Annotated in this window: 11 protein-coding genes; 8 read left to right on the forward strand and 3 right to left on the reverse strand. The window is 29.7% G+C overall.

Annotated elements, in window-relative coordinates; translation table 11 throughout:
- Positions 1–6: 6 nt before the first annotated feature.
- The 6 genes from AMD28_RS04980 to AMD28_RS05005 all read left to right on the forward strand — a co-directional run bounded on the left by AMD28_RS04980 (position 7) and on the right by AMD28_RS05005 (position 7318).
- The gene (locus AMD28_RS04980) at positions 7–1494 is read left to right on the forward strand and encodes an alkaline phosphatase family protein (protein ID WP_055443060.1); all 1488 of its coding nucleotides are present in this window, start codon (positions 7–9) and stop codon (positions 1492–1494) included.
- Between the two features lie 134 nt (positions 1495–1628).
- Positions 1629–2519 carry a GNAT family N-acetyltransferase gene (locus AMD28_RS04985; RefSeq protein WP_241492444.1) on the forward strand — a complete coding sequence of 297 codons (891 nt, stop codon included), beginning with the start codon at positions 1629–1631 and terminating at the stop codon, positions 2517–2519.
- Positions 2516–3991 (forward strand): alkaline phosphatase family protein, encoded by a 1476-nt coding sequence (locus AMD28_RS04990; protein WP_055443062.1) that lies wholly within the window; start codon positions 2516–2518, stop codon positions 3989–3991. The genes AMD28_RS04985 and AMD28_RS04990 overlap by 4 nt, the downstream gene beginning before the upstream one ends.
- The gene (locus tag AMD28_RS04995) at positions 3984–5084 is read left to right on the forward strand and encodes a DegT/DnrJ/EryC1/StrS family aminotransferase (protein ID WP_055443063.1); all 1101 of its coding nucleotides are present in this window, start codon (positions 3984–3986) and stop codon (positions 5082–5084) included. Before AMD28_RS04990 ends, AMD28_RS04995 begins: the two co-directional genes overlap by 8 nt.
- Before the next feature lie 68 nt (positions 5085–5152).
- Positions 5153–6478 carry an O-antigen translocase gene (locus AMD28_RS05000; protein WP_055443064.1) on the forward strand — a complete coding sequence of 442 codons (1326 nt, stop codon included), beginning with the start codon at positions 5153–5155 and terminating at the stop codon, positions 6476–6478.
- 3 nt (positions 6479–6481) lie between these two features.
- Positions 6482–7318, forward strand: a complete 837-nt coding sequence (locus AMD28_RS05005) for a phytanoyl-CoA dioxygenase family protein (RefSeq protein WP_055443065.1) — start codon at positions 6482–6484, stop codon at positions 7316–7318.
- On the opposite strand, the gene AMD28_RS05010 is transcribed toward AMD28_RS05005, so the two are convergent.
- Positions 7315–8457, reverse strand: a complete 1143-nt coding sequence (locus tag AMD28_RS05010) for a glycosyltransferase (RefSeq protein ID WP_055443066.1) — start codon at positions 8455–8457, stop codon at positions 7315–7317. The two genes, AMD28_RS05005 and AMD28_RS05010, sit on opposite strands and share 4 nt — an antisense overlap.
- A gap of 31 nt (positions 8458–8488) precedes the next feature.
- On the opposite strand from AMD28_RS05010, the gene AMD28_RS05015 reads away from it, so the two are divergent.
- Positions 8489–9604, forward strand: coding sequence for a glycosyltransferase (locus AMD28_RS05015; RefSeq protein ID WP_055443067.1), 1116 nt, complete (start codon positions 8489–8491; stop codon positions 9602–9604).
- Positions 9594–10004, forward strand: coding sequence for a sugar 3,4-ketoisomerase (locus AMD28_RS05020; protein WP_055443068.1), 411 nt, complete (start codon positions 9594–9596; stop codon positions 10002–10004). Before AMD28_RS05015 ends, AMD28_RS05020 begins: the two co-directional genes overlap by 11 nt.
- Here the strand turns inward: AMD28_RS05020 and AMD28_RS05025 are convergent.
- Both AMD28_RS05025 and AMD28_RS05030 read right to left on the reverse strand, forming a co-directional pair.
- Positions 9987–10925, reverse strand: a complete 939-nt coding sequence (locus AMD28_RS05025; protein ID WP_055443069.1) for a glycosyltransferase family 2 protein — start codon at positions 10923–10925, stop codon at positions 9987–9989. The two genes, AMD28_RS05020 and AMD28_RS05025, sit on opposite strands and share 18 nt — an antisense overlap.
- 3 nt (positions 10926–10928) lie before the next feature.
- Positions 10929–11819: a glycosyltransferase family 2 protein gene (locus AMD28_RS05030; RefSeq protein WP_055443070.1), complete on the reverse strand. Its 891-nt coding sequence runs from the start codon at positions 11817–11819 to the stop codon at positions 10929–10931.
- Positions 11820–11896 lie beyond the last annotated feature (77 nt).

The following is an 11896-nucleotide window of genomic DNA, read 5'->3' on the forward strand; positions in this document are numbered from 1 at the left end:
GATAAAATGATTAGTGCTATAAGAAACAAGGTTTTAGATTTTTTAGGCAGTAGTAAACAATTTCCGGTAATTGCCGCTATTGCTGCAGGATTATACCCGTTATTGTATTATTACGACAAGAATTTTACTTTAATAAATTCATGGAGTCAGTTCTTTTTCTTTTTATGCTTCTATTTACTAATTCCAATAATTTCATTTTACTTACTTTATAAGGTTTTCATAAAAATACCGTCTGTCCATAAGTATACAAAGTATTTAATTCCAGTTTTAAATTTGTGTCTTTTTGTATTTTTAATAGTTATTAGTACCTATGGTTTTAATTATAAAATACTAGCTATTGTGTTCGTTTGCGCTTTCATACTTGCAGTCTTTTTAAAAGATCACTTTAAAAAAATCATCATTTTGCAATTCATCCTTTCAGGATTAGTTTTTGCGAAGTTAGTGCCAGATTTAATTAGACATATTACCTATTCAAGTGATTGGATGGAACAAGCAGACAATATTGAAGGTGTTGTTTTTAAAAAGAAGCCGAATGTTTATATAATACAGGCTGATGGATACGCGAATTTTTCAGAATTAAAAGAAGAAAATTATAATTTTGATAATAGTGATTTTGAATCTTTTTTAGAGGAAAAGGATTTTAAGCTATATGAAAACTACAGAAGTAATTATATTTCTACATTAAGTTCCAACAGCTCCATGTTCGCCATGAAGCATCATTATTATAATACTCCTAAACCAGGATTGAACGAACTCTATAACGCTAGAAATATTATTGTTGGTGATAATCCTGTAGTTTCTATTTTTAAAAAGAATAGCTATAAGACTTTTTTATTAATTGAAACGCCTTATTTATTAGTCAATAAACCTGAAATTGGATATGACTATAGTAATATTGGTTTGGAGGAAGTTGCTTATATGGCAAATTCAAAAAGAAAAAGGAGGGACCTTTTAAAGGAGTTAAAAGAAGTGGTCCCAGAAAATAAGAATAGTAACAATTTTTATTTCATTGAAAAAATTAGTCCGGGACATGTTTCCACATTTAAAAGCGGTTCTTCTGGAATAGAAAAGGAAAGATTAGAATATATAGAAAACCTAAAAAATGCAAACAACTGGCTTAAAGATACTATTGATTATATCGCGAAAGTGGATAGTAATAGTTTAATCGTTGTTGTGGCAGATCATGGCGGTTTTGTAGGTTTAGAATATTCTTTGCAATCTAAAGAGAAACTAACGGAAGACCATTTAGTAAAGAGTATTTTTACTTCAGCATTAGCGATAAGATGGCCAGAACAAGAACCTGATTTTTCTAACAAATTACAAACAAATGTAAACCTGTTTAGAATTTTATTCGCCTATTTATCTGAAGACGAAAAATATTTAGAAAATCTTCAAGAAGATAAAAGTTACTCCGTAATGGAAAAAGGAGCACCTTTTGGTGTTTATGAGCTTATAAATGAAAAAGGAGAAGTTGTTTTTAATAAGTTTAAGTAGTACTTATTAATATAATTAGTATTTTCAACCGTAATTAAAAAACAAGACCTATTAATATAAAAGCCCAAAAATATAAATCGGAAAATAAAGCACTTTGGAATGATTTTATAGCCAAAGCTAAAAATGCTACTTTCTTGTTTGATAGAGATTTTATGGAGTATCATCAAGATAGATTTGAGGATTGCTCATTAATGATTTATAAGGATGAAAAATTAATTGCAGTTTTACCCGCAAATGCTGTAGATAAAAAAGTCTATTCACATCAAGGATTAACGTACGGAGGTTTAGTAGTCTCAGATAAACTTAAACTAAAAGATGTTGCAGAATGTTTAAAGGTTGTTTTGAATTACTATAAAGAACACGGATTTGAAACGCTTCAATTAAAACAGTTGCCTGCTATTTATAGCCCTATTCCTAATGATGAAATGCAGTATTTGTCATTTATATTAAAGGCCGATTTAATTAAAAGAGACACCCTTGCGGTTTTAAACCTAAAACACAAGCCAAAGCTATCTAAAGACCGAATTGCTGGAAATAAAAGGGCTTTAAAACAAAACTTGGTGGTTAAAGAAGTTGAAGCATTTGATGCCTTTTGGAATACCATTCTTATTCCAAATTTGAATGCAAAACATGAAGCACAGCCAGTACATTCTTTACAAGAAATTATAAGTTTAAAAAGTAAGTTTCCAAAAAATATTAGACAATTTAATGTGTATCAAGACAATGTTCTTGTAGCAGGGACAACTATTTTTGAAACCAAGCAAGTGGCACATTCGCAATATATTTCGGGTAATGCAGATAAAAATATCATTGGAAGTTTAGACTTCTTACACCTTCATTTAATTCATGAGGTTTTTAAAGATAAGTCGTATTTTGATTTCGGAATTTCTAATGAAAACCAAAGTAAAAATATAAACCAAGGACTTCAATACTGGAAAGAAGGTTTTGGAGCAAGAACAATTACGCAAGATTTTTACGAAATAGATTTAAATAATATAAATAAACTAGATGCAGTTTTTATATGAATTCGTTTTTAAAAAGTTATAGTTTTAAAAGTGTTATTACAACAGTAGTAGCATCTGGATTATATCCTTTACTGCATTATTATAGTAATAATTTAGATTTAGTAGGGGCTAGTACACAGCATTTATTTATGTTAGGTGTCTGCTTTGTCCTACCGTTAGTGCTCGTAATAGTTTCTTTATTCTTTTTAAGGTTTAAACTATTTGTAAAATCAAAAAAGTATCTTTTAACAGCAATCAATCTAATGACCTTTTTTGGATTATTAAGTGTTGTTATTTTTCATTTCGAAAAGAAACCGGTTTTTTTAATCCTTTTAATTTCAGGACTAGCTAGTTTAGTGCTATATAAGTATTTAAATAAAATTATTGTTTTACAATTTTTACTCGCATTTATGAGTGTATTTACTTTAGTACCAAAAGTGATTTTTGCTAGTAATTACAAAAACGATTGGGTTGCTTTAACAGATGACATAAAAGCTGTAAAACTAGTACATACGCCAAATATTTATGTGATTCAGCCAGATGGTTACGCAAACATAGAGGCGATAAGTAAGCCTCCCTATAATTTTAATAATGCAGCGTTTAATAATTGGTTAGAAGCAGATGGATTTGTTAATTATAAAGGATTTAGAAGTAATTATTATTCTACGCTAACCTCTAATGCTTCTATGTTTGCAATGAAACATCATTATTATTCTAATACGTTTAAAGGAAATTTAAAAACCTTCCATGCAAATCAAGTTATTAGTGGAAAACAGAATAATGTTTTAAATATTTTAAAGAATAATAACTACAGTTCTTACTTGTTAACAGATAATTCTCATTTTTTAATTGATAGAGTGCCTTTACAATTCGATTATTGCAATGTGCCAGAAAACAAAATTTTAAAGTACGATTCTGGTTACATTCCAGGAATTGATATTGTTAATGATTTTGAAGGCGTTTTGAAGGAAATGGATACAAGTTCCAATAATTTTTTCTTTATAGAAAGCACTATTCCTAGTCACATAGCATACCGTAAATCTAGTACTTTAGGTATAGATGGAGAGCGAGTTGCGTATTTAGAAAGGTTGCAGGATACAAATATTTGGCTTAAAAATTTAATTGATAATATTAATAGGTACGACAAAAATCCAATGATAATTATAGTTGCAGATCATGGAGGTTTTGTTGGTCTAAACTATGTTTTAGAGGTCTTAAATAAAAAGCTTAATGAAGAAGAAATAGTTTCCGCATTTAATAGCATGCTAAGTATTAAATGGCCAAATAATATAGATGCTAGTACTTTAGAATTTAAATCCAATGTGAATTTATTTAGAAATATTTTTTCTGTATTAGCAGAAGATACTACCTTACTGAAATCTAAAGAAGCAAATAATTCTTATATTCCACTAAAGGAAAACGGAGAAGTGATTTTTTACCAATGTATAGATGAAGATTATAATGCAGCTTATAAATTAATTAACAATGATTAAGTTTCTAGACTTACATAAGATTAATGCACGTTTTGATATTCCGTTTCAAGAACAATTTAAACAGTTTTTAGATTCTGGTTATTATATTTTAGGAAAGCAAGTTGCTACTTTTGAAACCAATTTTGCAAGCTATTGTGGTACCAAACATGGTATTGGAACAAGTAATGGTTTAGATGCTTTAATTTTAATTTTTAAAGCCTATAAAGAACTTGGTTTGTTACAAGATAATGATGAAGTACTTGTGCCTGCAAACACCTTTATAGCAAGTTTTTTAGCGGTTATGCATTCTGGTTTAAAACCTGTTTTTGTTGAGCCAGATTTGGAAACGTATAACCTTTCCCTTTCTGAAATAGAAAAACAAATAACACCAAATACCAAAGCGATTCTTGCGGTGCATTTATACGGACAAATAGCAGATATGCAAAGTATAAATACACTCGCAAAAATACACGGTTTATTGGTTGTTGAAGATGCAGCACAAGCACACGGAGCAGTATATAAAAACAATAAAAAAGCAGGAAATCTTAGTGACGTAGCTGCATTTAGCTTTTATCCTGCCAAAAATCTTGGCGCATTAGGTGATGGAGGAGCTATTACTACAAATAATGATGCCTTAGCTGCAGTAATAAGAAAACTGAGAAACTATGGGTCTACCAAAAAATACGTGCATGACTCTATTGGTTTTAATAATCGGTTAGACGAAATACAAGCCACTTTTTTAAACATAAAGCTTCCAAAGTTAGATGCAGATAATGAAAAACGACGAGAAATAGCAAAGCGTTTTATTTCAGAAATTAAAAACGAGAAAATAACACTTCCATTTTATGATAATTCTAAAAATCATGTGTTTCATCTTTTTGTTGTTTTAGTAGAAGATAGAACTCATTTTACAAACTTTTTAATGCAAAATGAAATAGAAACACTAATACATTATCCTGTTGCTCCACATAAGCAAGAGGCATTAAAGGATTTTGCTTCTTTAAAATTACCAGTAACAGAACTTATTCATAAAAACATTGTAAGTTTACCAATAAGTCCTGTTTTAACAGAAAAAGAAATTACCCAAATTATTCAAACTATAAACGCATATTAATTGAAACTGTTTTATCTGTATTTAGAATCATAAAGATCTAAATACAATAAAAGAACATACTTAAATATTTGAAACGCTTATTAAATTATATAAACTCTAATGTTCTATTTAAAGTTGCTTCGTTAAATTCGGCAGCAGTTTTAACGAAGATAATTACAGGTTTTTTAACCTCTAAAGCTATTGCATATTTTATAGGTGCAGAAGGAATGGCTTTAATAGGGAATTTGCGTGATTTTTTACGATCTGCACAATCCATTTCAATTCTAGGTCTTTACAATGGTGTTGTAAAATATGTAGCAGAATTTAAAGAGAATGCTTTAGAGTTAAGTAAAACTTTATCTACCGTGTTCTACATAGGTTTTGTTTCTACTTTTCTGGTTTCTTTTTTGTGTTACTTTAATGCAGATTACATTAATGATTCTCTGTTTCCGGGATATAGTGACTATGCTTATGTTATAAAAATATTTGCAATTGCATTGCCTTTTTATACCTTAAACATGTTCGCTTTTTCCATTTTAAATGGCTTTTCTAAGTATAAAATAATACTGATTATTAATATAATAGGTCAAGTTCTCGGGACCGTTGTAACCGTTCTTTTAATTTGGTTGAATAGAATAGATGGCGCATTAATAGCAATTGTAATTGCAGAATCTTTAATCTTTTTAATAACCTTAGTTGGTGTTTTAAATCAGCGAAGTCTAATCCCATTAGTCAAGGTTAAAAACGTTAGACTTTCTTCTATAAAAAAATTAAGTTCTTATTCTATTATGGCACTGTTTTCGGCCATCATTTTGCCAATAATCTCTGTTGTTGTTAGAAATTACATCATAGATAACGTTAGTTTACAAGCAGCAGGTTTTTGGGAAGCAATGACACGAATATCTAAATATTATTTAATGTTTGTAAGCTCCTTATTAACATTATACATCTTACCGCGTTTGTCTGAAATTGATAACGTTAAAGAATTTAGAAAAGAAATTTTTGGCTTCTATAAAACCATCGTTCCAATATTTGCTTTAGGTTTGGTTGTTATTTATGTGCTTCGATCTTTTATAATAGCAGTTGTTTTTACTGACGAATTTAAACCCGTCGAAGACTTGTTTTTCTGGCAGCTATTAGGTGATTTTGTCAAAGTATTATCGGTTGTAATTTCCTATCAATTCTTAGCTAAGAATATGTTTTGGCACTATATCATAACCGAAGCTTTTTCTGTGCTTTTAATGTATCTAGCTAGTATTTATTTTATAGATTTATATGGTGTAAAGGGAGCAGCAATTGCACACTTTGTTAATTATGCAATTTATTATATTATCATTTTATTAATCTTTAGTTCTTCACTTTTTGGTGTGATTCCAGATGAAATTGAAGAAGACGAAAAAGACTTAGACGTTTAAATCATGAATACAAAAACCTGTCATATTTATTTAGATAATATACCTTATGCTTTTAAAGTGAAAGGTGATTTTTTCTGGGGAAAAGAAGAATTGCTATACAATAAAGACGATAGTGTTTTATCCAAAATGTCTTGGGAAGCTGAAGGCTATAAAGTGGTTAATGCTTTTATAAATGATGAATTTGAAAGATTAAAGAAGTCCTTAACCCAAAATATTATAGATGCCATAAAAGCGAATAATATTTCTTTTAACGAAGAAACGTTTACGCTTGAAAAATACCATGAGGTTGTTAATACCAATGAATTACATAATCAAGTTATTGATATTACTAGAAATTTAGAAAACAAAGATTTCGATTTTAATATAGATGCCTTGGCAGAGCGTTTTGGTGATATTTTAGGGTATAAGCTAACCTCTTGGGTAGAAGAATTGCAAAAATCACATATACAGATTAGAATAAGTAGACCAAACTCGTTAGATATCAATCCGCCACACAGAGATGGGTATTTAAGCTATTGGGAAGACATTATTAATGTTTGGATACCAATTGTTGGTTGTAATGAAAAGGCGTCGTTACCCGTTCTTCCTGGAAGTCATTTAATTCCGGAAAACGAAATTTTAAGAACCGAAAGCAAAGGAGCAGAGATAAATGGTAATATATATTATGTGCCATGTATTTTAGAAACCAAAACCGGAAGTATTAAAATGATAAGGCCAAACCCAAAGCAAGGGGAAGCTTTAATTTTCACCCCTTTCTTAATCCATGGTGCTGCCGTAAATAATAATGAAGATATTACTAGAGTATCTTTAGAGTTGCGTTTCCCTAGAATTTTAGATTAAATTTTAGATTGCCATTTTTCTAAATATATTTTTGCAGCATCTACATAATGATGTTCTTTTTCTATAAAAACTCTAGCGTTTCTAGATATTTCTTTAATTTTTGTCGGATTTAAGATTAGCCACTCCAGTTTTTCAGCAATTTTTTCGGCATCCGGTAAAGCGTTAATCGCAATAGTATCTTCTTCAATATTAAAATAATCTAGCCATTCTTGTTCGGCTCCTGTGAAAACCACTTTTCCTTTTGCCATAGCTTCTAATGCATTAAAACCTTGGTCGTAAGCAAATACCTGATCTAATAAAATATGTGCGGTATCAAAAGCCTTAATATACTCCTTGTACGGTAAGCTTTTTACAGTAATAATTTCTATTTTATCCGCATGTTTTTTATTTAAAAGAACTAAAGCTTCTTCAAAAATGTCGTTCCCTTTTTTGTAATAATTAAAAGAATTAATACCATGAAAAATAACAATCTTACCAGATACCTCTAAATCTATATATTCCAATTTTTCTAGATTAATAGGGTTAGGAGCCATTCCTAAATATTTTTCATTTCCTATTAAAGGGATGTGGTAATCCAAGTCGCTAGCAATAACCCCTTTTATATTTTTATAGACATATTCATGCAGCTTTACATAAGGAGTAGTTAAGTACATTAAAGCATGCCAGAAATCTTTTTTCGTGCTTTTGTTATTAAAATAGGGCGTGAGTATGGAGTATCTAAACTTTTTATCGTGTGCATATTTTATGCTAACATAGTCTGTACCACAAGAAAGTAAAAAAACATTTTTATTGTTTTTAAAAATAAAATCCAACAGTTCCTTTTCTACTTTAGGTATGGTGTTAAAAGGGGTTTCGTTAATTAGTTGTACAATATCAAAGCCAGTTAGTTGTTCTTTAAAACCATTAAATTGCTTTTTAACACTTAACGAAGTAATGTCAAAACCAAATAACTTATATATGGCTATTTTTACTTTACTAGAAAAACCGGTGGTGTATTTTAAAGAATAAGATACATCTACTTTTCTTTTTTTAAATCCATCGCCATGTCCTACAACCAATACTTCATGGCCAAGTTTTTGCAATCCTTCTTTTAAAGTATAGTGTGAAGAGTTATATTCTCCTAATAATAAGATTTTCATTTACTATATTTGGTTTCTAATAAATTATCCATTGCAAAATAACAATAAAAAAAAGATTTGCGTAGTTACTTCTTCACTTGCAAAAGGAGGAGCAGAAAAATCTTCGGCAACCCTTACGCATATTTTGCATAATTTAGGTTATGATATTCATGTTGTAACAATGTTATCGCAAGTAGAATACGCATATTCTGGTACGCTTTTTAACTTAGGGGAATTTAAAGATAAAAACGATACTTTTTTAGGAAAAATCAAAAGATTCAGAAAATTTAAGAAATACCTTAAAAAAGAAAACTTCGATGTTGTTATTGATAACAGATATCGTGTGTTGGCGTATAGAGAATGTATCTTTACTAAATATTTGTACAACAATATTCCTGTAATTTATGTGCTTCATAATTACGTGCAAGAAAAAACGTTTACACCTTATAAATGGCTGAATAATTGGTTGTATAAAAAGGAAACATTTACTGCTGTTTCAGAAGAAATTAGTCAGAAATTTAAAGAAGAATTTCAAATTAAAAAAATGCATACCGTTTATAATGCGTTTAACTTTAAAGAGATAGAGCAAAAGGCTTCCGAAGCTAATACATTTGAAATAGAAAATAACAACTATATTATTTTTTACGGAAGAATAGACGATCACCATAAAAATATCACCTTATTATTACAAGCATATAAAGCATCCAAACTGCCAGAACAACATATTAAATTATTAATATTAGGGAATGGCGAAGATTATGATAAGATTGTAAATTACACCAAAGAATTACAGCTCGAAAACGATGTGGTATTCAAGGGGTTTACTACAAATCCGTATCCGTATGTGAAAAATGCTTTATTCACCATGCTTACAAGTAGACACGAAGGTTTTCCTATGGTAATTCCAGAATCGTTAGCATTAGCAACTCCTGTGATCGCTGTTAACTGTACCTCGGGACCAAAAGAAGTAATAGAAAACGGGAAAAATGGATTGTTAGTAGAAAATTATGACGTAAATGCCTTAGCAGATGCAATGAATAGTTTTATATTTGACAAAGCACTTTATCAACATTGTAAAGCAAATGCAAAGCAAAGTGTAGAAAAGTTTTCTGTAGAAAATATAAGTAAAGACTGGAATAAACTAATTGAAAATTTAAATGAAAACTAGCGTAAACGACGTTAAAATTTTGGAAGTACCAACAGTAAGTGATACTCGAGGTAAGCTAGCTGTTGTTGAAAAAGATTGCATACCATTTGCCGTTAAAAGAGTATATTATTTATATGATGTACCAAGCGATTCTTATCGTGGTGGTCATGCGCATAAAAACTTATATCAGTTTCTAATTCCTTTAAGTGGTAGTTTTGAAGTGCATTTAAAAGATGGTGAAAACGAAAGAAAAATAACATTAAATAAACCCAATAAAGGCTTGTTAATTGTCCCTGGGATCTGGCGTGAAATAGATAATTTTTCTTCTGGTTCTGTATGCTTGGTTTTAGCTTCTAAAGAATACGATGAAAGCGACTACATAAGAGACTATAAAGACTACGAGTTATTTAAACGGACTTAAATTAACATGAAACTGTCTTAGTACATTTTGTGTTTTCATTAAGAATACTAAAACACTTTTATTACAACTAAGTAAAAAACGCTGTTTTGCATTTAAATTACTTTTATCTAAATGTTTTAAGTAAAAATCCATCTGCTTTTTATTACCCACAAGTTTATATTGTAAAGCAATAGAAAACCTATTTAAATCTATATATTTTTTTAATGAAGGATTGCTTTTTGCTTCTTCTTCATAGGCCTCTAAATCTAGAAAATTTCTTAAGTTCGTATTAGAGTTAGAGATTCTGTTTTCTGCATGTAAGTTGTAAATAGCAGTAATATTACTATTAAAAGCGACTTGGTGTTGTATGGCGATTTTTATCCATAAGTCGGTGTCTTCGCCAGCTCCAAATGTGATTTTTTCATCAAATCCATTACAATCTTCTAATATTTTTTTGGGAACCATTACTGCAGATGTCCAAGCAATACAACTAAATATACTAGATTTAAAATAGTCTTTAACAATGCCATTCCAAGCTTTCGGAATATCTATATAATCAGATTCTAATGTAATTTCGCCTATTTTCTTTACATACGCGTTTGCATACAAACCGCAATTAGGAAAATCTTCGGTGAGTTTTTTTAGCTGTGCTAAATGGTTATTTAGCCATAAATCATCCGCATCTAAAAAAGCAATATAATCTGCATTTGCTTTTTCAATTCCGTAGTTTCTGGCATGAGAAACACCTTGGTTTTTTATAGTATGCACTTGGATCCTAGAATCCTTAAGTACGCTTAAACTTTGTAGACTGCCATCTGTAGAACCATCATTAACGATAAGGATTTCAAAATCTTGAAATGTTTGGTCAAGAGCACTCTGTATTGTGTTAACAATAAAATGTTCTTTGTTGTATAATGGAATTATTATGGAAAAAAATGGCATTAATTACGTGTGTAAATAACAAAGGTAGCTTAATCTGTATAAATCAAATAGGTAGAGAGAAGGTTTTTTTGAAAGTAAGTTTTTATCAAAAGAACCTTTAAAAACTTTATAAATAAAGGCAAACATATAATGAAGCTTTACTTTTTTAAGTTTAAAAAACACTTTAGTTATTAGCGTATAGTCTTTAGGTATTAAGTTTTGTTTTAAAAATAGATGTAAAGCATCCACAGATTCGATAGATTTTTTTAAAAACAAGCTACTTTCCTCTAACCCTAAATGGTATGTTGGATTTTCAATATGTTCTATTTTAATCTGTTTTAATTTTAAATGATATGAAAACAAGGTGTCTTCATGTCTTAAATTAGGTATGTCTTCATCAAAAGAGACAACGTTAAATACTTCTTTTTTAATTAAAAAGTTAAGCGTTAAAAAGCTTAAGTAAACATTTTTGTTTCTTTGTAATGTAGGTAGTGCTTCACGTTTTCTTCCGTAAGCCCAACGTAGTAAATGGTTCTTGTCCGGTTTCTTTTCGCTATACAAAATTCCGCCATAAATAACTTGTGATGTATTGGTTATGGACTTTAAATAAGTAGCAATAAAATCTTTTTCTTTTGGGAGTACATCGGCATCCAAAAAAAGCAACCATTCAAATTTTGCATCTTTTGCTAAAAGGTTTCTAATAGCACTTCTGCCAATGTTTTTTTCTAGGATATGATATTTTGTGTTCTCTAGACTGTTTATCTCTTTATTGGCAGCAATAATGCTTTCATCTTTGGAGCCATCATCATAACACAATATTTCAAAAGCCACATCTAGCTCCTTTATTTGGGCATACACTTCCGCCACAAGAGCGCTAATGTTATAATTGTATGTGGGAATTAATATGGAGAGCATGAATGCTTGTTAGATTTGTTCAAAACTAACAAAAATAATGTAATCTGTTTGCTATTGGTATAGTAATTGTAATTTTG

It is taken from the genome of Lacinutrix himadriensis, from assembly GCF_001418105.1.
Classification (GTDB): Bacteria; Bacteroidota; Bacteroidia; order Flavobacteriales; family Flavobacteriaceae; genus Oceanihabitans; species Oceanihabitans himadriense.